This is a genomic window from Flavobacterium nitratireducens (assembly GCF_029625335.1).
Classification (GTDB): domain Bacteria; phylum Bacteroidota; class Bacteroidia; order Flavobacteriales; family Flavobacteriaceae; genus Flavobacterium; species Flavobacterium nitratireducens.
In genome coordinates, this window is record NZ_CP121111.1 from 579,121 (window position 1) to 600,372 (window position 21,252).

17 protein-coding genes and 2 pseudogenes are annotated in these 21,252 nt (G+C 33.3%); 10 read left to right on the forward strand and 9 right to left on the reverse strand.

The annotated features are described in order from the left end of the window. Positions 1-376 precede the first annotated feature (376 nt). The 10 genes and pseudogenes from P5P90_RS02685 to argH all read left to right on the forward strand — a co-directional run bounded on the left by P5P90_RS02685 (position 377) and on the right by argH (position 11,160). Positions 377-999, forward strand: a pseudogene (locus P5P90_RS02685) (GNAT family N-acetyltransferase). Between the two features lie 82 nt (positions 1,000-1,081). After that, entirely contained in the window at positions 1,082-2,275 is a 1,194-nt protein-coding gene (locus P5P90_RS02690; protein WP_278035688.1) for an argininosuccinate synthase, read from the forward strand. Positions 2,276-2,422: 147 nt separating this feature from the next. Next, entirely contained in the window at positions 2,423-3,400 is a 978-nt protein-coding gene (gene argC, locus P5P90_RS02695) for an N-acetyl-gamma-glutamyl-phosphate reductase (RefSeq protein WP_278035689.1), read from the forward strand. A gap of 84 nt (positions 3,401-3,484) precedes the next feature. Continuing rightward, entirely contained in the window at positions 3,485-4,621 is a 1,137-nt protein-coding gene (locus P5P90_RS02700) for an aspartate aminotransferase family protein (protein ID WP_278035690.1), read from the forward strand. Between the two features lie 136 nt (positions 4,622-4,757). Then, entirely contained in the window at positions 4,758-5,954 is a 1,197-nt protein-coding gene (locus P5P90_RS02705; RefSeq protein ID WP_278035691.1) for a glutamate-5-semialdehyde dehydrogenase, read from the forward strand. A gap of 131 nt (positions 5,955-6,085) precedes the next feature. Next, the gene (proB, locus tag P5P90_RS02710) at positions 6,086-6,832 is read left to right on the forward strand and encodes a glutamate 5-kinase (RefSeq protein WP_278036469.1); all 747 of its coding nucleotides are present in this window, start codon (positions 6,086-6,088) and stop codon (positions 6,830-6,832) included. Positions 6,833-6,924: 92 nt separating this feature from the next. Beyond that, entirely contained in the window at positions 6,925-7,875 is a 951-nt protein-coding gene (locus P5P90_RS02715; protein ID WP_278035692.1) for an N-acetylornithine carbamoyltransferase, read from the forward strand. A gap of 24 nt (positions 7,876-7,899) precedes the next feature. Next, the gene (gene argB / locus P5P90_RS02720; protein WP_278035693.1) at positions 7,900-8,679 is read left to right on the forward strand and encodes an acetylglutamate kinase; all 780 of its coding nucleotides are present in this window, start codon (positions 7,900-7,902) and stop codon (positions 8,677-8,679) included. An 83-nt stretch (positions 8,680-8,762) separates the two neighbouring features. Next, positions 8,763-9,836: a M20 family metallo-hydrolase gene (locus P5P90_RS02725; protein ID WP_278035694.1), complete on the forward strand. Its 1,074-nt coding sequence runs from the start codon at positions 8,763-8,765 to the stop codon at positions 9,834-9,836. 43 nt (positions 9,837-9,879) lie between these two features. After that, entirely contained in the window at positions 9,880-11,160 is a 1,281-nt protein-coding gene (gene argH, locus P5P90_RS02730; protein ID WP_278035695.1) for an argininosuccinate lyase, read from the forward strand. A 97-nt stretch (positions 11,161-11,257) separates the two neighbouring features. Here the strand turns inward: argH and P5P90_RS02735 are convergent, their stop codons facing one another. The 9 genes and pseudogenes from P5P90_RS02735 to P5P90_RS02775 form a co-directional block, all read right to left on the reverse strand. Continuing rightward, positions 11,258-12,031 carry a 3-keto-disaccharide hydrolase gene (locus tag P5P90_RS02735; RefSeq protein ID WP_278035696.1) on the reverse strand — a complete coding sequence of 258 codons (774 nt, stop codon included), beginning with the start codon at positions 12,029-12,031 and terminating at the stop codon, positions 11,258-11,260. A gap of 32 nt (positions 12,032-12,063) precedes the next feature. Continuing rightward, complete coding sequence (locus tag P5P90_RS02740) at positions 12,064-12,444, reverse strand: c-type cytochrome (protein ID WP_278035697.1); 381 nt, start codon at positions 12,442-12,444, stop codon at positions 12,064-12,066. A gap of 43 nt (positions 12,445-12,487) precedes the next feature. Beyond that, on the reverse strand, positions 12,488-13,540 hold the full coding sequence (locus tag P5P90_RS02745; RefSeq protein ID WP_278035698.1) for a sugar phosphate isomerase/epimerase family protein: 1,053 nt from the start codon (positions 13,538-13,540) through the stop codon (positions 12,488-12,490). Positions 13,541-13,545: 5 nt separating this feature from the next. Beyond that, positions 13,546-14,409, reverse strand: a complete 864-nt coding sequence (locus P5P90_RS02750; RefSeq protein WP_278035699.1) for a sugar phosphate isomerase/epimerase family protein — start codon at positions 14,407-14,409, stop codon at positions 13,546-13,548. A gap of 18 nt (positions 14,410-14,427) precedes the next feature. Continuing rightward, entirely contained in the window at positions 14,428-16,755 is a 2,328-nt protein-coding gene (locus P5P90_RS02755) for a glycoside hydrolase family 3 protein (protein WP_278035700.1), read from the reverse strand. 33 nt (positions 16,756-16,788) lie between these two features. Continuing rightward, positions 16,789-17,310: a gluconate 2-dehydrogenase subunit 3 family protein gene (locus P5P90_RS02760; protein WP_278035701.1), complete on the reverse strand. Its 522-nt coding sequence runs from the start codon at positions 17,308-17,310 to the stop codon at positions 16,789-16,791. 22 nt (positions 17,311-17,332) lie between these two features. Continuing rightward, positions 17,333-19,018 (reverse strand): GMC oxidoreductase, encoded by a 1,686-nt coding sequence (locus P5P90_RS02765; protein ID WP_278035702.1) that lies wholly within the window; start codon positions 19,016-19,018, stop codon positions 17,333-17,335. A gap of 29 nt (positions 19,019-19,047) precedes the next feature. Then, a complete protein-coding gene (locus P5P90_RS02770) occupies positions 19,048-19,917 on the reverse strand; it encodes a hydroxypyruvate isomerase family protein (protein WP_278035703.1) in 870 nt (289 codons plus the stop codon). A gap of 67 nt (positions 19,918-19,984) precedes the next feature. Further along, positions 19,985-21,136: pseudogene (locus P5P90_RS02775) on the reverse strand (MFS transporter); the annotation flags it as partial. Positions 21,137-21,252 lie beyond the last annotated feature (116 nt).

Here is a 21,252-nt window from a genome sequence, read left to right on the forward strand (position 1 = left end):
AATATTAAAATAAATCATAAAAGCCTGTTCAAATTGAAAAATAAGTGTATTTTTGCATCAATGAATTACAAAAGTGTACATATCACCACATTGTCACGGATAGACAAAGCTATCGCTTCGCCCGAAGTACGGATACTTATATAGTATCTAAACGCTTTTTTGTCTATTTATTCATTATTTTTTATTTGTCCAAAATTGAAATTACAGCCGTTATCCGTTGGATTAATATATCCAAAAAACAAAATTTTAAACATTTTATTCTGTCACAATATTTCAAGTTGGCATTATTATGTTAATTTTGCAGACAATTTCAAAAAAGGTTCAATATCGAATTATAATTTTTTCACTTTTTTTAATCTAAAATTCATCTTTTGAAATGAATATTTCTATCCTTATAGCTCAAGAAGAACATTTTAAGTATGCAGAAATTATCTGTGATACTATAGAATCTTCTGCCAAATTGAGAGGAACCGGAATTGCTAAAAGAACTCCCGAATATATCCAAAAGAAAATGACCAATAGGGATGCCGTTATCGCTTTGGATAAAAATGGTGATTTTGCTGGTTTTTGCTATATAGAAAGTTGGCAACACGGACAATTTGTTGCTCATTCAGGTTTGATTGTACATCCTGATTTTAGAAATCTTGGTTTAGCTAAGAAAATTAAAAGTTTTGTCTTTGATTATTCTTTAAAAAAATATCCAGGTGCAAAAGTATTTGGAATCACAACAGGTTTAGCGGTTATGAAAATTAATTCGGAGTTAGGATACAAACCGGTTCCTTTTTCTGAATTAACGAGTGACCCTACTTTTGGTCTGGTTGTAAAACCTGCACCAATTATGAAATCTTAAAGAGTAAAGATTATAAAATGTGTTTGTGTACAGGAATGCTTTACGATCCTGCCGAAAAACCAAAAGACCCACCAAAACATCCATTCAATGTGAGAATTTGGAATCGCCTGAAAAAAATTAAACAGGCACTCTTTTTAGAGAACAAATAATAACGAATAAAATTTAATTATATAATCAGCTGGACGCTAAGTTCTATATAAAGAGCAGTTAACAGCCCATAGATCGAGAAAAATGAAAAAAGTTGTATTAGCTTATAGTGGAGGTCTAGACACCTCATATTGCCTTAAATATTTAAAAAATGAAAAAGGATATGAAGTTCACACCGTATTAATTAATACAGGAGGTTTTGATGAAGAAGAATTAGCTGCCATCGAAAAGAGAGCTTACGAATTAGGAAGTGCTCAACACGCTAATCTTACTATTCTTGACAAATATTATGACAAAGCGATTAAATATTTAATCTACGGTAATGTTTTAAAGAACAACACCTACCCGCTTTCAGTAAGTGCTGAGCGTGTTTTTCAGGCGATTGAGGCTATTAAATATGCTAAATCAGTTGGGGCGAGTGCAATTGCTCACGGAAGTACAGGGGCTGGAAACGACCAAATTCGTTTTGACTTAATTTTCCAAACGATTGCGCCGGAAATCGAAATCATCACTCCTATACGTGACTTGAAATTATCAAGACAAGAAGAAGTAGATTACTTAATCAAAAACGGAGTACACTATTCTTGGGAAAAAGCACAATATTCTATCAACAAAGGGCTTTGGGGAACTTCTGTTGGTGGAAAAGAAACTTTGACTTCAAAAGATCCACTTCCAAGCGAAGCTTACCCTTCTCAATTACAAAAAGAAGGTGAAGAAAAAGTGACTTTAGAATTCAAAAAAGGAGAATTAGTAGCTATCAACGGAGTTGCTGACAAACCATCAAATAATATTGTTGCTTTAGAAAAATTAGCGAATGCTTATGCAATCGGTAGAGACATTCACGTGGGTGACACAATTATTGGAATTAAAGGAAGAGTTGGTTTTGAAGCTGCTGCTCCACTTATCATTATCAAAGCACACCATTTATTAGAGAAACACACTTTAGGTAAATGGCAACAATACTGGAAAGAACAATTAGGAAACTGGTACGGAATGTTATTCCACGAAGGACAGTTCTTGGATCCTGTAATGCGTAATATCGAGACTTTCTTAGAAGATACTCAAAAAACAGTAAACGGAAAAGTATTTGTTTCATTGAAACCATATCACTTCTCATTAGATGGTATCGAATCAAAAAACGACTTAATGAACACTGGTTTTGGTCAATACGGAGAAATGAACAACGCCTGGACATCTGAAGATGCTAAAGGATTTATCAAAATCTTAGGTAATGCTCAAAATATTTTCTCTTCAGTGAATAAAGAGACTTATGAATAAGCCTTTCTTTAACAAGAATTGCTAAAACAAAATTTCAACCATTAAGAAATTAAGTTTCATTAAGCTTAATGTTTCTTAATTTCTTAATGGTTCATTTAATTCAGATGGAATTGTTTAAAAACAATGAAATCTAAAAAAATATAGATTATGATTAATGTTGGAATAATAGGAGGCTCGGGATATACAGCAGGAGAATTAATTAGAATTCTAATGTTTCACCCGAATGCCAAATTAGATTTTGTTTACAGTACAACCAATGCAGGAAAACCATTATCAATCGCTCACCAGGATATTTTGGGAGATATTGAAATGAATTTTACTGACGCTATCAATCCTGATGTCGATGTTGTCTTCTTGTGTTTAGGACACGGGAAATCAATTGCGTTTTTAGAAAACAATATATTCTCTGACAACACAAAAATCATTGATTTAGGAAATGATTTCCGTTTGACAAAAGATAAAGATTTCAACGGAAAATCATTCGTTTATGGCTTACCTGAATTAAACAAAAACGACATTAAAAAAGCAAATTATATTGCTAATCCCGGTTGTTTTGCAACAGCTATCCAATTGGCTTTATTACCGTTGGCTGCTGAAGGAGCATTAACGGAAGATGTTCATATCAATGCTACAACAGGAAGTACAGGTGCCGGTGTGGGACTTGCTGCTACTTCCCATTTTAGCTGGAGAAACAACAACTTTTCTCACTACAAAGCATTTGAACACCAACATTTAGGTGAGATTAACCAAAGTATCAATCAGTTACAATCTGATTATACAAACGAATTAATTTTCATCCCTAACAGAGGTGATTTCCCAAGAGGAATTTTTGCGACTTTATATACAAAATCAGAAGAGAGCTTAGAGGATTTGGTTGCCAAATACGAAGCTTTTTACGCCAATCAGCCATTTGTTACGGTAACAACTACCAACATTAACATGAAACAGGTAGTACAAACCAACAAATGTATTATTAGTTTAATGAAAAAAGGAAACCGGGTTTTAATAACATCAACTATAGATAATTTATTAAAAGGTGCTTCTGGTCAAGCTGTTCAAAACATGAATTTAATGTTTGGACTGGAAGAAACTACAGGATTACACCTAAAACCATGTGGATTCTAAAAAAGTTATGCATTATAAGTTAAGCGTAATTGAACGTCTGAAACTTTTAACACCTAACCCTTAACATTTAACTTAAAGAAAAAAATGAACTTATTTGACGTTTACCCATTATATCCTATCACACCTGTAAAAGCACTTGATTGTATTATTTACGACGAAAAAGGAACAGAATATTTAGATTTATACTCTGGACACGGAGTAATTTCAATTGGTCACACCCAACCAGATTATGTGGCGAAAGTAAAAGCACAATTAGATAATTTGAGTTTTTACTCGAATGCGATTCAAAATCCATTACAAGTAGAATTAGCTGAGAAATTAGGAAAAGCTTCCGGTTTAACTGATTTTAGCTTATTCTTATGCAGTTCTGGAGCTGAAGCAAATGAAAATGCATTAAAATTAGCTTCTTTCCACAATGGAAAATCAAGAGTAATTGCTTTTGATAATTCGTTCCACGGAAGAACTTCTGCGGCTGTTGCTGTTACCGACAACAAGAAAATTGTTGCTCCGTTAAATGCGCAACAAGTGGTTACTTTCCTTCCTTTGAACCAAATTGAATTGGTAGAAGCAGAATTACAAAAAGGAGATGTTTGTGCGGTGATTATTGAGCCAATTCAAGGAGTTGGTGGATTAGACCAAGGAACAACAGAATTCTTCCAAGCTTTAGAAAAAGCTTGTCACGCAAATGAAGTAGTTTTGATTATAGACGAAGTACAATCAGGTTATGGAAGAAGCGGAAAATTCTTTGCTCACCAGCACCATGGAATACATCCGGATATCGTAACTACTGCTAAAGGGATGGGGAACGGTTTCCCAATTGGAGGCGTTTTAATTTCTCCTAAATTCCAAGCCAGTTACGGTTTATTAGGAACTACTTTTGGAGGAAGTCACCTAGCTTGTGCTGCCGGAATTGCAGTATTAGATGTGATGGAAGACAAAAAACTAATCGAAAACACAAACAAAGTGTCAGAATATTTCTTTGAAGCGATTAAAGTAATTCCAGAAATCAAACAGGTAAAAGGAAGAGGATTAATGCTTGGAGTTGAATTTGACTTCGACGTGAGTGTCTTGAGAAAGAAAATGATTATTGAAAAACATATTTTTACAGGAGGAGCTAACAATAAAAACTTATTGAGAATCCTTCCTCCGCTAACGATTACGACTGATGCTATCGATACATTCATCAAAGCATTACAAGAATCTTTAGCTGAATTAAATTAATAATAAAGAAAGAAATTCAAGCATATAAGTCACATAAGTTCATTTAAGAACAAGTAATTATAACTTATAATTCTTATATGACTTATATGTTAGAAAATTGAATTTTTATTTTGTATCAATTAATTAAAAAATACAAATGAGTACATTATTATCCATAGAAAAAAGAAACGCTGTATTGACAAGAATGGCGGCTCTTTTAGAACAAGAAAGAGAAGCTTTAAAAGCCATCAATCAGCAAGATTTAGCCAATTATAATGGTGAAGATCTGGCTATGGAGAAACGTTTACTCGTTGATGACGCTAAGGTAGACGGAATGATACTTTCCGTACAACAACTAGCAAGTCAGGAAGATCCAGTGGGTCAGGTCCGTTACGAATTCACTCATGACAATGGCATGAGAATCAGCAATAAAACAGCTGCTTTTGGAACGATTTTAATTATTTATGAATCACGTCCGGATGTAACTGTGGAAGCTGGTGGAATTGCCTTTAAATCAGGAAATAAAATTTTATTGAAAGGTGGTAAAGAATCTTTGCTTTCGAATCTAAAGATTGTGAGCCTTTGGCATCAGGCTTTGGAAGAAAACGGAGTAAGTACGGATTGGGTTGAATATTTGAATTATGACCGTGTTCAAACTCAGGCTTTCCTAGAAAAACCAACACAAAAAGTCGATTTGATTGTACCACGTGGCGGTGAAAAACTGATTGAATTTACAAAAAAACACGCGAGCTGTCCGGTAATTGTAAGTGGTCGTGGAAATAACTTTTTATACATCAATGCCAATGCTGATTTAGAAAAAGCTATGGCTATTATTATTAACGGAAAGACCTCAAACATATCAGTTTGCAACGCTTTAGATAAAGTATTAATTGATGTTAATTTAGCAGATTGGGAGGCTTTCACAAATGAATTAGTGGTTAAATTAAAAAGCTATAATGTTACTATTTTAGGAGATGAAGCTGTTGCAAAAGCGACGAATGTTCCTGCTATAAAAAACGATTTGATTTGGTACGAAGAATTTTTGGATTACAAAATTGTTATTGGAACAGTAAATTCGAATGAGGAAGCGATTGAAAAAATCAACAAATATTGTGGAGGACATTCGGCTTCTATTGTTACTGAAGACAAAGCTGTTGCGCAACAATTTATGGAAAATATTGATGCTTCTTCTGTATATCACAATGCCTCTACTCGATTCACAGACGGTGGACAATTTGGTTTAGGTGGAGAGTTAGCGATTAGTACCGATAAATTACACCAACGCGGACCAATTGGTTTACAACATTTGGTAACCAATAAATGGTATATTTACGGTGAAGGACAAATCAGGTAGCGACAAGTCGCGACTTGTCGGTACATCAAATTTGTCAGTTCGAGCGAAGTCGAGAACAAATAAAATTTAAAAAACTTATCGCACTTTGCGGTTAAAACAAACCTTCGCGGTTAAACAATGGGAAAAAAAGAATTTTATTAAAATTAGGAAGCAACACCCTGACAAGGGAAACCAATCATATTTCGAGAGGAAAGATTGAGGATATTGGCATGCAAATCGCTTCTTTGAATGATGAATATGAGTTTATCATTGTAAGTTCGGGCGCTATTGCTGCGGCTAAACAATTTGTAAAATTAGACAATAACGATAAGGATGTTTTTGTTAAACAGGCTTTGGCTTCAATTGGTCAACCGCATTTGATGCGCATTTACAATGAAAACTTTAAGGATTTAGGCTTAAACACCTCACAATGTTTACTTTCGTATTCGGATTTCGAAAAGGAACAAACCAAGAAAAACATTGTCAACACCATCAATGTATTGGTTAAAAACAATTACATTCCTATCATCAATGAAAACGACACTGTTGCTACCGATGAGATTAAATTTGGAGATAACGATAAATTAGCTGCTTTGACAGCCGTTTTATTGAAAGTTGATATTTTAATCATTGCGACTAACACCGATGGTTTTTACACTAAAGAATCCATGTTAAAAGGAATTCCTGAAACCATCACATCAGTTGATGATTTGAAAGATTTGGAAAAAGAAATTGGTGATTCTAAATCCTCACATGGAACAGGTGGAATGCAATCTAAGATTGAAGCAGCAGCTATTGCAAAAAGCGCCAATATTGAAACTTGGGTAGTAAATGGCCTTAATGACAATTTTATACTAAATGCAATTGCAAATACTATTGCATTCACAAAAATTGTATAATTTTTAAAGTAATTAATAGAATTATAAACTCGTATGAATCAGCGTTATTTGCTTAGCAAATTCGTTTAATCAGCGTTCAAAAACATATAAATATGAATTACATTTCAATTCAAAACATCGACAACTTGTCTGAGTGGGTAAAAGAAGCTCTTAAAATTAAGAAGAATCCATTAAAGCACAAGAAATTAGGAAAAAACAAAACCTTAGGAATGTTGTTTTTTAATCCTAGTTTAAGGACGCGTTTAAGCACTCAAAAAGCAGCTTTGAATTTAGGTATGAATGTGATGGTAATGAATTTTACTAATGAAGGATGGACGCTTGAATTTGAAGACGGTGCAATTATGAACCAAGGTGCTTCAGAACATATCAAAGAAGCAGCCGAAGTAATTTCGCAATATTGCGATATCATTGCAATTAGGGCTTTTGCAGGTTTAGTAGATAAAGAGAAAGACAATGCCGAAACTGTTTTGGCCGGTTTCTTAAAACATGCTACAGTGCCTATTGTAAATATGGAAGGTTGTACAGGACACCCTTTACAATCATTGGCAGATGCCATTACTATGGAAGAATATAAAACACCACATAGACCCAAAGTGGTGTTAACCTGGGCGCCACATCCTAGAGCTTTGCCTCAGGCTGTTGCCAATTCATTTGTAGAAATGATGCAAAAACAAGACGCTGATTTTGTTATTACTCACCCAGAAGGATACGAATTAAATCCGGAAATTACCAAAGATTCTAAAATAGAATACGATCAAAATAAGGCTTTCGAAAATGCTGATTTTATCTATGCAAAAAACTGGAGTAATTATAACGACTACGGTAAAATTACTAATACTGATCCAAACTGGACTGTTACTGCTGAGAAAATGGCTTTAACGAACAATGCTAAATTCATGCACTGTTTACCTGTAAGACGTAATGTAATTGTAGCCGACGAAGTAATTGACAGCGAAAATTCAATTGTTATTGAACAAGCGAATAACAGAACCTATTCCGCACAATTAGTTTTGAAAAAAATATTAAAAACAATTTCTAAGTAACTTTGTAAATCAGTATCCTAAAAGATGAAACAACAACTTTCAGTAATAAAAATAGGTGGAAACATCATCGATAATCCAGTCGAATTAACGCAATTTCTTTCAGATTTCTCTAAAATAGAAGGTGCTAAAGTGTTAGTTCATGGCGGTGGAAAATCAGCAACTAAAATGGCGCAAAGCGTAGGCTTAACTCCAAAGATGGTTGATGGTCGCCGTATTACCGATGCTCCTATGCTGGACATTGCTGTTATGATTTATGCGGGTCAAATCAATAAAAATGTGGTAGCTGAATTACAGGCTAACAAAACAAATGCCATTGGTTTTACCGGTGCTGATGGTAATTTGATTCTTTCTGAGAAAAGGAATCATCCTACCATCGATTACGGATTTGTAGGAGATGTAAAAAAGATCAATACGCCTTTGTTACAAAAATTAATCGGTTTAGATATTACTCCTGTATTTTGTGCCATTACCCACGATAAAAACGGTCAGTTATTAAACACGAATGCCGATACGATTGCAAGCGAATTAGCTATTGCTTTATCAGAAGTTTTTGAAGTAACCTTAAATTACTGCTTCGAAAAACCGGGTGTTTTATATGATGCTGAAGACGATTCTTCTGTGATTGCTCAAATCGACACCACTTTATACGCCAAATTAAAAGAAGAAGGTGCCATCCATTCGGGAATGATTCCAAAACTGGATAATTGTTTCAACAGTTTGTCTAAGGGAGTTCAAAAAATTAAAATTGGACATCACCGAATGTTGAAAAATGCGGATGCCATCTGCACAACAATACAATTATAATTAATTTGCCACAAAGGCACCAAGGCTCAAAGAAATAATTTAAAACTTTGCGACTTTGTCTCTTTGCAGCAAAAAAATAAAATATGAAAAACATTATAACACTTACTCAAGAAGCCATTCAATTATTAAAAAACCTGATTGAAACCCCTTCATTTTCTAGTGAAGAGCAACAAACTGCACTTTTGATAGAAGATTGGTTTAAACTAAACGAAATACCTTTCAAGAGAGAGAATAACAATGTTTGGGCATTCAATAAATATTTTGACGATAATAAACCTACTATACTTTTAAACTCACACCACGATACGGTAAAACCTAATAAATCCTATTCAAAAGATCCGTTCAAAGCAATTGTCGAAGACGGTAAATTATATGGTTTAGGGAGTAATGATGCGGGTGGTTGTTTAGTTTCCCTAATTGCTACTTTTACGCATTTTTACGAAGTCGAAAACTTACCCTACAATATAGTAATGGTAGCTTCGGCTGAGGAAGAAAGCAGTGGGAAAAACGGTTTAAACAGTGTTTTAAAACATTTACCAGAATTGGAATGTGCAATTGTTGGGGAACCAACTTTAATGCAATTGGCTGTAGCCGAAAAAGGTTTATTGGTTCTTGATGTAAAAGTCAATGGTACAGCCAGTCACGCCGCTCACAACAATCCAGATAATCCAATTTACAATGCATTAGCCGTAATTGAGTGGTTCAAAAACTTCCAATTCGAAAGAATTTCAGAAGTTTTAGGTCCTGTAAAAATGACCGTAACCCAAATCAATGCCGGAAAACAACACAATGTAGTTCCGTCGGAATGTGAACTAGTAGTAGATATTCGTGTAAATGATTGTTACAATAATAAAGAAATTTTAGAAACAGTTAGAGCCAATGTCAATGCCGAAGTAAATCCACGTTCAATGCACTTAAATGCTTCTTCTATTCCTGTAACGCACGGTTTAGTTCAGGCCGGAATTGCTTTAGGAAGAACTACATACGGCTCTCCTACGTTATCGGATCAATCGGTTTTGTATTGTAAATCATTAAAATTGGGACCTGGAGACAGCTTGCGTTCGCACTCGGCTGATGAATTTATTTATTTAAACGAAATTGAAGAAGGAATCGAATTGTACATCAAAATACTAGGCGATTTCTTTAATAATATATAGTACGGACAAGTCGCGACTTGTCCCTTCAATAAAAAATATAATTATGAAACTTTGGGAAAAAGGAATACCAACAGATAAACAAATCGACTTATTCACCGTTGGAAACGATCGTGAATTAGATTTGATTTTAGCAAAACATGATGTTACCGGAAATATCGCTCAGGCAAAAATGCTGGCCAAAATCGGATTAATTACCAATCATGAATGTGAGGATCTACTTGGTGCATTGGCAGAAATCCAGGAAGATATTGCAGCGGGTAACTTTACTATCGAAGATTCCTTTGAAGACGTACATTCAAAAGTAGAGTATTTATTGACCCAAAAAGTAGGTGAAGCGGGTAAAAAAATACATACGGCCCGTTCTCGTAATGACCAGGTTTTAGTTGATATGAACTTGTACTTAAAAGAAGAAGTACTTCAACTAAAACAGCAGGTAAAATCGCTTTTTGATTTACTGATGACTTCCGCAGAGAAATACCAAAACGTATTATTACCGGGATATACGCATTTACAAATTGCTATGCCAAGTTCATTCGGAATGTGGTTTTCTGCTTATGCCGAAAGTTTAATTGACGATATGAGTATGCTAAATGCTGCTTTAAAAGTGGTTGATCAGAATCCTTTAGGTTCTGCTGCAGGATATGGAAGCTCCTTCCCTATTGACAGAACTTTTACTACTCAGGAAATGGGGTTTAGCACTTTAAAATACAATTCGGTTGCTGCACAAATGAGCCGTGGAAAATCAGAGAAAACAGTTGCTTTTGCTATGGCAAGTGTTGCGGGTACACTTTCAAAATTTGCGTATGACGTTTGTTTATATATGAGCCAGAATTTTGATTTTATTGGTTTACCGGCCAATCTAACCACGGGATCAAGCATTATGCCTCATAAAAAAAATCCTGATGTATTTGAATTAATCCGTGGAAAATGCAACAAAATTCAAGCATTACCATACGAATTAACATTAATTACCAATAACTTACCAAGTGGTTATCACAGGGATTTACAACTTTTAAAAGAAGGTGTTTTTCCAGCTATCCAAAACTTAAAAGCTTGTTTGGATATTGCTATTTTCTCTATTCCGGATATCAAGGTAAAAGAAAATATTTTAGAGGATAAAAAATACGATTATTTATTTACCGTTGATACTTTGAACGAAATGGTTTCGGCTGGAATTCCTTTTAGAGATGCCTACAAAGAAGTAGCATTGCAAATTGAAGCTGGAAATTACCAATCGCCAAAAGCAACTAAACATACACACGAAGGAAGTATTAACAATTTATGTTTAAATGAGATTAATAATAAAATGACACAAGCATTATAAATCTATAATAATCAATTTTAAATCATATTTCACAAAAAACAAAAAACCTTTGTAACTACAATAGTTACAAAGGTTTTTTTGTGGAAAAATATTTTAATTATTTAATTTCCTTAATTTTTATATTTCTAAACCACACATTATTACCATGATCTTGTAAACCAATTTTTCCTGTTTTGTAAGTACCAAAACCAGGGAATTCGTGGAATTTAGAACCAGCAATCATCTTTTTCCAAGCATCGTCCCACATAGTAGTTTCAACTACTTTCTCTCCATTTAGAAAAAATTGTAAATTTCCTTTATTTGAAATAATCTCAGCATGATTCCATTCTTCTGCTGGTTTTACAGTCTCTTTTGAAGTAATCAAATCATATAAATCTCCTGCTCTATGTTTAATAATTTTAGAGTCTGGATGTCCTTCATTATCTAAGACCTGCATCTCTGGGCCTGTCATCCATGGAAACTTGTATTGGTTTGCATCCTCATGAATGTAAAAAATTACACCACTATTACCATCCTTAGATATTTTCCAATCTAGTTTTAAATGAAAATTAGCATATTCTTTGGCTGAAATAATATCTCCACCATTTGCAGCTTGCCAATCTTCTTTATCCGAAACTTCTAAATGCAGCGAATTATCATTTATTACCCATGCTTTTCCAATAGAATCTGTTCCATACTTATGCCAACCTTCAATGGTTTTCCCATCAAATAACAACTCCCAACCTTCTGCTTTTTCTGCATCAGATAATGTATTTAATGCTAATGAATCATTTTGCACATTTTGATTTTGGGCAACAACAGTTTCTGTTTTTTCTTTTTTGAAAGCCATAGATAAAAACAAGATGGAAGCAACTAATACTATTTTTTTCATTTTATGCTTTTGTTATATATTAATTATTACTATTACTTTAATGACATAATGTATTTAACCATTTCATTTGCATCATCTTGTGATAAAGCTGAATGGGCTGTCATAGGAACTTCACCCCAATTACCTTTACCTCCAACAATAATTTTGTTTGTTAAAGATTCTATATCATTAAGAGTATATTTCGCAGCAATTTCTTTATAAGATGGCCCTACTAGTTTTTCATTTACTTTATGACATCCTAAGCAATCATTTGCGGCTATTAAATCGGCTCCTTTTTGAAACTCAGGAGCTATTTCGGGAGTGTCACTTTTCATCCCTTCATTAGTAGTTGCTTCAGAATTAATTGTTGACACATTATCTTGTTCATTATTCTCCTCCTTTTTTTGACCGCAGGATAGCACAAAAGTTGCCATTATTATTGTTAAAATAACTTTTTTCATTATTATATAGTATTATTTATATTCCTAAAATTTTTCTATTCAATTCATTGTCTTGTTCAACACCTGCAAAATCATCAAATGCTTTATCAGTAACATTTATAATATGATTTTTAATAAACTCCACTCCTTCTTTTGCTCCATCATCTTGATTCTTATAACAGCATTCCCATTCTAAAACGGCCCAACCAGGAAAATCATAATGAGCTAATTTACTAAAAACAGTTTTAAAATCTACTTGTCCATCACCTAAAGAACGGAATCTTCCCGCTCTATCTGCCCAACTTTGAAAACCGCCATAAACACCTTGTTTCCCATTGGGACGAAACTCAGCATCTTTGATATGACATGCCTTAATACGTTCATGATAGTGATCAATATAGGTTACATAATCCAAGCATTGCAAAATAAAATGTGAGGGATCATATAACAAACAAGCTCTTTGATGTTGATTTACTTTATCTAAAAACATTTCGTACGAAACACCATCATGTAAATCTTCTCCAGCATGTACTTCATAACATAAATCTACTCCACAAGAATCAAATTCATTTAAAATAGGAGTCCAGCGTTTTGCTAATTCAGTAAAACCTTCTTCTACTAATCCCGCAGGTCTTTGAGGCCAAGGATACACAGTATGCCAAAGTAATGATCCGCTAAAAGTTGCATGAGCATTCAAACCTAAATTTTCTGAAGCTTTTGCAGCCCATTTTAATTGTTGAACAGCCCAATTATATCTTGCTTTAGGATTATTTTTACAAACTTCTGGCGCAAAACCATCAAAGAGTTGATCATATGCAGGATTTACCGCTATCAATTGTCCTTGCAAATGAGAAGATAGTTCTGTGATTTCTAAACCATAACTATTAATTTTGGCTTTATATTCTTGAGCAAAAACTTTATCTGTAGCTACTTTTTCAAGATTAAAATAGTTTGCATCCCATGTTGGTATCTGAACACCTTTGTAACCTAAATCGGAAGCCCATTGACAAATATTATCAATTGAATTATATGGCTCTTTATCACCATAAAATTGGGCTAAAAACAGGGCAGGTCCTTTTATTGATTTCATTTAAATTATAATTTCATTTTTTTTAAATAATCAGCACTTTGATTTACATTATTCAAAACCCCTTTGTCATTATATTTCTCTTGTTCATAGATAAAATAATTCATTCCTAATTTTTTTGCTTTCGATAAAATTTCTGGATAATTAATAAAACCTTCACCTAAAGTACAAGAGTCAAAAGGTTCTGTAGCATTTTTATTTCTGTCTTTCACATGACAAAGTCTGAATCTATTTTTATAATTTGTCATATATTCAATTGGATCTATACCTGCAGTAACTACCCAATAGATATCCATTTCAAAATCAACTAAGTCGGGATCAGTAGAATCTAAAAAAACCTGTTGTGGAATTTGACCTTCTAACAATTGAAATGAATAGTCATGATTATGATAAGCAAATTTTACACCTTCTTTTTTACAAATTTCACCCGCTTTATTAAACTCTTCTGCGTATCGTTTAAAATCATCGATAGATTTTTGAGGACCTAACCAAGGACAAATCAAATATTTTCCTCCTACAGAAGCCACCTCTGATGCCTTTTGTTGTAGATTTTCTCTCCAATTACAATGTGTACTTACCATTTTCAAACCTTCACCATCAAGAAAAGACTTGAATTCATTAGGTTTCATTCCCCAAAAAATTCCTTTTTCTCCCTCAAAACTTTCAATTTGAGTATATCCCATTTTGCCTATTTGACTTATAATTTCCTTTGGATTCGTATTAATTACATCTCTCAAAGTCCATAATTGTATACCAAAATCATGAAAATTCCTCCCACTGAGGTCCATGTCATTTATGTTTGCAAATGTTGGTTGCAATGCTAATAATGCAGCTGCCTGAGCTGTCCTTTTGACAAATTCTCTTCTATTCATAATTTAAAAGATATAATTTTACTTATTAATATATTTTGCTGTTCTCCAATCGTTAATCTTACCCTTCCAATTCAAACCAAAACCAAAATCGTATGTATTATTTAAACTATCTGTATAGGGAATCATATCTCTCGGAACATCTTCAAATTGTTTTTCTACAGTCTCCATATTTATTGGCATTTGTAAAGGCAATAAACCAGAAGGCTCCACTTTTCCAGATATAATATCCATTTGTGCTTCAATTTGAACACCAAAGTCACAAACAATGGCATCTACTTCTTTTTCAAACTCACTGAAAACCATCGGATTTGAAACATTGATTAATGCAATAACTGGTTTACCTTTCATTGCTTTTTTTGTTTCAATAATAGTATTCAAATCAGGATAAGAATTTGACTTGGAAACCTTATTCAAATAACTTCTATCTGTAATTGTTGGATCAACTACAGGATCCCCAGCTGCAATACTATGTTCCCTTGCTGTTGTTGCTTTGTAATCTTTCAACTGCAAACTAATTGGAAGATAACCATTACCTCCCTCCTGTCTATCTCTTGAACTATATCCTGCACTCACAGGACTTTTCATAAAAATAAAAGCAAAATCAGCTTCACTTGGTTTATCGGTAACGTTATAATATTTTTTTATTAAATCTAGATTTACTGGATATTCAACAATTTCAGGTACTGGCATACCAAAAAAATTAATTGAAGCTGGTGTAATACGTTTAGGTATATAAACTGTTTTTTTTAATGGTAATGGTAAAATATTATTTTTATTTTTTAACAAAACAATTGATTTTAATTGTGCTTGATAACCAGCTTTCATAAATTCTGGTTTTCCAATTGTGGCATTTGTTTCTTCGATATCTAAGTATGGATTTTCAAATAACCCAACTCTGAAAATATTAAGTAACAATCGTACTGCTGATTGCTCAAAACGCTGTCTCATAAAGGTTTCTCCAAATTCTTTCACCCCCATTTTATAGGCCTCAATGACAGGTTTAGCATCATTATTTCCTCCAAATTGATCAACTCCTGCCATCAAGACTTTATAATGTCTTTCAGCAACACTTAATTTTTCAACACCCCAAGATTTTCCTGCAAAAACATCTGGCTTATCTCCCTCATCAGCAGTGATAAGCCAATCAGTACAAAGAACACCATCATAATTGTATTTGTCACGTAGTAAATCTTTAACAATAAATTTACTAAAACCATTTCCAACATTTTCTCCATACTTTTTATCCTGATCAAAAGAAATGGTATAATAAGGCATAACTGCTGAAGCAGATTTTGTTTTTCCATTTAATTTAAACGCACCATCTACAAATGTTTTAAGATGCATATCAAAATTATTTCCTGGATAAACGGCAAATTTACCATAGGCAAAATGTGCATCACGACCTCCTTCTTCCGGACCGCCACCTGGCCAATGTTTAACCATAGCATTTACACTTTTAATTCCCCATCCATTGTAACTTTCGATTGAATTAACAGAACTTTGAAAACCATCAACATAAGCTCGGGCCATATCTGTAGCTAATTTTGGGTCTTCTCCAAAAGTTCCTATAAAACGGTTCCATCTTGGTTCAGTAGCCAAATCAATTTGAGGCGATAAAGCCGTTGTAATTCCTAATGATCTGTACTCTTCAGCAGCAATTTTACCAAATAATTCTGTTACAGCAGGATCAAAGGTTGCTGATAATCCTAATTCCTCAGGCCACTGAGAAATAGTCCCTCCAGAACCTGCATTATATTCGGCATTTTTATTAGCACCATGACGAGGATCTGAACTATTATTAACTGGAATTCCTAATCCAATACGTTCAGATAAACTTTGAATATTATTATTCCAAATAGCAGCATCTGTAGGACTTTGAACTGATGTTATTAGAACATGACGTAAATTGTCATTAGTCAAAAAATCCATTTGCTGATCGGATAAGTCAGAAACTTTTGCTCCGCTTTCTGAGAATTTTTTTCCTCTATAAGTACCTAAAAATCTACCTGTTTCACTTGCTGGGACTGATTGATGACGACTGTAAAGCATTAATCCTGCTATTTGCTCAACAGACATTAAAGAAGCTAAATTTTTAGCACGTTCATTAACGTTTAATCTCCAATCTTCATAAGTATCTAAAACATTATTTTTGTTTAAATCTTTAAAAGCCAAACCATCTACTGTTAAAATTTTAACCCCAGATTGAGGATTGTATCCTAAAGTTAATCCATTATTATTTTTAATAATTGAATATGAGTTTTTAGAAATTTCAGACCAATCTTTTTGGCTATATAAGTTAATACTTAATATTGCAGTCGATAAACTTAAGAAAAGGAGTTTTTTCATAACACCATTTAATTAATCATTAACCGTTTAATCCTATAAACATCTTATCTCCTTTTTTATATGGAATCTCTCCGTGTTGAGCACCCGGTACAGGTGTATAACGGAATGATGCCTGCATTCCTTTCTCTGAAGTAAGATACGCAAACAACACCATTTGATACATCGACAAAAATCCTGTATTTTTTGGATCTTTAACCTTGTTAAAAATTTCTGCTCTTTTTGTGCATTTAGTTCAACAAATTCTTTTCCTTCTGTTTTTTTGGCTTCATCATTTATCAAATGAAGTGCATTAATGAAATCTTGTTGCTCCTTTTCACTATAAATATCCTGAAAAACTTTTTTAATAAATTCGGCAGAATCCACAGCCTTAGCACCTACAGTTTCTGTCTCAGGAATTATAGTATCACTAATTTCAGTTAAAAGTTTCATTAAATCTTCACTTAAAACTAACGCCCCTGCATCATCTCTTTTACAGCTGGTTAAAAGAAAATTTGAACCAACAAATAATCCTCCACTAATTATTGCAATATTTTTTATTAAATCTCTGCGATTCATATGCTTTCGTATTTGATTAATTTTATAAATTTCCTTTTTTCAATTCTTCAGCTGCAAAATTAGCCGCTCTTGCTGTTAATGCCATATAGGTCAATGAAGGATTAACGCAACTCGCCGAGGTCATACAAGCTCCATCAGTAACAAAAACATTTAAGCAATCCCATACCTGATTATTTCCGTTAAGAACTGAAGTTTTAGGATCTCTTCCCATTCTCGCAGTACCCATTTCATGAATCCCCATTCCAGGAGCATAATCAGATTCAAAAACTTTTACATTTTTAGCGCCAGCGATTTCTAACATTTCTTTCATGTCATTTTTCATATCTTCACGCATTTTCTTCTCATTTTCTTTGATCTCTACATCAAAATTCAAAACTGGTAAACCCCATTTATCCTTTTTATTTGGATCAAGACTTATTTTATTTTCATGATATGGCAACATTTCTCCAAATGCAGTTGCACCAATACTCCAATTTCCTGGTTCTCCAAATTGATCTTTTAAATCTTTACCTATATTCATTTCAGCAACCTGACTTTTCCATCCGTTTCTGGAAGCGCTTCCCTGATATCCAAAACCTCTAATGTAATCTCTTTTTGAATTTCCATCTAAATTCTGATATCTAGGAATGTAAAAACCATTAGGTCTAAAACCATAATAATAAGAATCTTCATGACCTTCAAAATCTCCAGATGCCCCAACTCTAAAATGATGATCCATTGCATTGTGACCTAATTCTCCACTACTACTACCTAAACCATCTTTCCAGACATCTTTAGCTGAATTCATTAATATCCATGTTGAATTAAATGCAGATGCACACAAGAAAACAATTTTACTTGAAAACACCATTTCTTCATTAGTTTCAGCATCAATAACCGTTACTCCAGTCGCTTTTTTGGTGTTTTTATCATATAATATTTCTTTAACAATCGAAAATGGACGTAGCGTCAAATTCCCCGTTTTCACCGCAGCAGGCAAAGTAGATGATTGCGTAGAAAAATACCCACCAAATTGACAACCATTCCAACACATGTTTCTAAATTGACAAGGAGTCCTGTCTTTAATAGCCTTAGTTACATGAGCTACTCTACCTATGATTAAAGTTCTAGCATTATTATAATGCTCTTTTATCCTAGAAGCTACTGTTTTTTCAACTACATTTAAATCCATTGGAGGTAAAAATTCACTATCCGGTAATTGAGATAGATTTTCTTTTGAACCACTTACTCCAATAAATTTTTCCACATAGCTATACCACGGAGCAATATCATTGTATCGTATCGGCCAATCTATTGCAATACCATCCTTTAAATTAGCTTCAAAATCAAGATCACTCCAACGATACGATTGTCTTCCCCACATTAAAGAACGCCCCCCAACATGATATCCTCTAAACCAATCAAAAGGCTTTGTTTCAGTATATGGATTATCCTTATCACTAGCCCAGTAAGACAGATTTCGTTCGTTTAATGGATAATCTCTTTTAAGAACTGGATAATCCTCAACCATTTGTTTTGTTGGTCTATAATGACGATGTGGATATTCCCAAATAGGTTTATTTTGTTCCACATAATCTTTTATATGCTCTATGTTGTGACCTCTTTCAAGAAGTAACACTTTTAAGCCTTTTTCAGTTAACTCTTTAGCTGCCCATCCACCAGAAATTCCAGAACCAACTACTATTGCATCATATTGATTATCTGCCATACTATTTAATTTTTATAATCGTTGTTTTTTTAAATATCACAAAGTTGAATTGCTTTTTTTAAAGCCAAATCTTTATCTTTTGCCAAAGGAATAAACTCTTGTGCAACATAGCCTTTGTATCCTGTTGCAACAATAGCTTTCATTATTGCAGGGTAATATAATTCTTGTGAATCATCAATTTCATGTCTACCTGGAACACCAGCTGTATGATAATGTCCAAAATATTGATGATTTTTTTGAATAGTATCTATTATATTTCCTTCCATAATTTGCATATGGTAAATATCATATAGCAGTTTAAAATTATCACTCTCTAAACGTTTGCAAAGTTCAATTCCCCAACTAGAAGAATCCGCCATATAATCAGGATGATCTACTTTACTATTAAATAATTCCATCTGAATTACAACCCCTCGCTTTTCAGCTTTTTCAATAATTTGTTTTAAACCTGCCACACAATTCATCAACCCCTCTTCTTCATCCATCCCATTGCGATTCCCACTGAAACATATTAAGTTTTTGTACCCTGCATCAGCAACTAAATCAATATGTTTCAAATAATTGCCAATCAAAACTTCATGATTTTTGGGATTATTCCAACCTTCCGTAAGGCTTATATGGGCTCCAGTACACATTGAAGAATCGATTCCGAATCTCTTTAATATTGGAAAATCTTTTGGTTCAACTAAATCAATAGCAGAAAATCCAATCTTTTTAACTAATAAACATAATTCTTCAATTGACAACTCATCAAAAGTCCAACGACAAACAGAATGATTAATATTCCCCATCAAACCTATTTTCTTATTTTCATTAATTTTCTGCGATAACAACACTTGTGGATTTGTAAATAACAGCCCCCCAATTGCAAGTTTCTTCATTACATCTCTTCTATTCATGATATTCTTTCAGTATTTACTTTAACTTTCTCCTTAAAAAACACATAAAATAATATTGCTATTCCTACAGCAAAAAGTGAAGGAAAAATCCATATTTTATCCCAATTATGTAAGCCTCCTTCTATAGCATTTTTATCAACAATTTCTCCAGCTACATAAAAACCAATATACATTCCTACCCCATATGTTGCTAAAGTAATCAACCCCTGAGCAGAAGATCTTATTTCTTTTCCAGATTTTTTGTCGGTATAAATTTGCCCTGTAACAAAAAAGAAATCATAACAAACTCCATGTAATGCTATTGCAACGTAAAGCATCCAAAGATTATTATCTACATTTCCATAAACAAATAACAGATACCTAACAGCCCAAGCTAACATTCCAATTAATAGCATTTGTTTTACTCCAAATCGTAAAAAAACAAAGGCATTAAGAATAAAAAAAGAGTTTCCGACATCTGACCTATTGTCATTTTTGCTGCAGCACCACTCATATTAATTTCATTAAGAAACTGATTTGCCTGTCCATAATAAAATGCTAATGGAATACAAATTAAAATTGAGGCTATAAAGAACATTAGGTAATTTTTATCTCCAAGTACCTTTAAAGCGTCTAAACCAATTGCTTCATAAAAACTTACTTTTTTACCCGCTTTAGTTGGCGGAGTATCAGGCAAAAAGAAACAAAAAATACCATAAATTGCAGAAACTGATGCAGCAACTAAAAAAGTAATATTCAATTTTTCTGGAGTACTTTCCCATGCCATCCATCCTATGATCAAACCTGCAACTATCCAACCTATAGTTCCCCAAACTCTGATATATGCAAATTCCTTCTCAGCATCCTTTATCTGATTCAAGGCAATTGAATTTATCAAAGCCAATGTTGGCATAAAAAGAATCATATATGGTAAAAGCAAAGAATAAAAATTCTCAAAATCGGTACTAGAATAAATTAAAAATAGCAGTATGGCTCCTAAAAAATGAAGAACACCTAATATCTTTTGTGCAGCAAAAAATTTATCGGCAATCATCCCGACTATAAATGGAGCTATAATTGCACCTAAACACTGTGTCCCATATGCTAAACCTGTTTGCGAACCTGTGGCTGCAATATCACCTTTTGTCAAAAAAGTACCCATTGTAACAAACCAAATTCCCCAAACAAAAAAGTTAAGAAACATCATAACTGACAATTGAATTTTTGTAGTATTTTTCATTTTCACCTACTATTTTTTTAGTTTTTAAATTAAACGATTATAACAATATATATCAAAATAAATTTCACATAACTAATAAAATTTACAAAAAATTTTCACTTTATGTAAAAATTCAA

What these genes read in the sequence shown, in the direction of transcription:
- P5P90_RS02755 (WP_278035700.1), bottom strand. Translation starts at nt 16,755, where the DNA reads ATGAAAAAACTCCTTTTCTTAAGTTTATCGACTGCAATATTAAGTATT.
- P5P90_RS02750 (WP_278035699.1), bottom strand. Translation starts at nt 14,409, where the DNA reads ATGAATAGAAGAGAATTTGTCAAAAGGACAGCTCAGGCAGCTGCATTA.
- P5P90_RS02715 (WP_278035692.1), top strand. Translation starts at nt 6,925, where the DNA reads ATGAATTACATTTCAATTCAAAACATCGACAACTTGTCTGAGTGGGTA.
- P5P90_RS02700 (WP_278035690.1), top strand. Translation starts at nt 3,485, where the DNA reads ATGAACTTATTTGACGTTTACCCATTATATCCTATCACACCTGTAAAA.
- P5P90_RS02705 (WP_278035691.1), top strand. Translation starts at nt 4,758, where the DNA reads ATGAGTACATTATTATCCATAGAAAAAAGAAACGCTGTATTGACAAGA.
- argC (WP_278035689.1), top strand. Translation starts at nt 2,423, where the DNA reads ATGATTAATGTTGGAATAATAGGAGGCTCGGGATATACAGCAGGAGAA.
- P5P90_RS02745 (WP_278035698.1), bottom strand. Translation starts at nt 13,540, where the DNA reads ATGAAATCAATAAAAGGACCTGCCCTGTTTTTAGCCCAATTTTATGGT.
- P5P90_RS02740 (WP_278035697.1), bottom strand. Translation starts at nt 12,444, where the DNA reads ATGGCAACTTTTGTGCTATCCTGCGGTCAAAAAAAGGAGGAGAATAAT.
- P5P90_RS02690 (WP_278035688.1), top strand. Translation starts at nt 1,082, where the DNA reads ATGAAAAAAGTTGTATTAGCTTATAGTGGAGGTCTAGACACCTCATAT.
- P5P90_RS02765 (WP_278035702.1), bottom strand. Translation starts at nt 19,018, where the DNA reads ATGGCAGATAATCAATATGATGCAATAGTAGTTGGTTCTGGAATTTCT.
- P5P90_RS02725 (WP_278035694.1), top strand. Translation starts at nt 8,763, where the DNA reads ATGAAAAACATTATAACACTTACTCAAGAAGCCATTCAATTATTAAAA.
- P5P90_RS02735 (WP_278035696.1), bottom strand. Translation starts at nt 12,031, where the DNA reads ATGAAAAAAATAGTATTAGTTGCTTCCATCTTGTTTTTATCTATGGCT.
- argH (WP_278035695.1), top strand. Translation starts at nt 9,880, where the DNA reads ATGAAACTTTGGGAAAAAGGAATACCAACAGATAAACAAATCGACTTA.
- P5P90_RS02770 (WP_278035703.1), bottom strand. Translation starts at nt 19,917, where the DNA reads ATGAATAGAAGAGATGTAATGAAGAAACTTGCAATTGGGGGGCTGTTA.
- P5P90_RS02760 (WP_278035701.1), bottom strand. Translation starts at nt 17,310, where the DNA reads ATGAATCGCAGAGATTTAATAAAAAATATTGCAATAATTAGTGGAGGA.
- argB (WP_278035693.1), top strand. Translation starts at nt 7,900, where the DNA reads ATGAAACAACAACTTTCAGTAATAAAAATAGGTGGAAACATCATCGAT.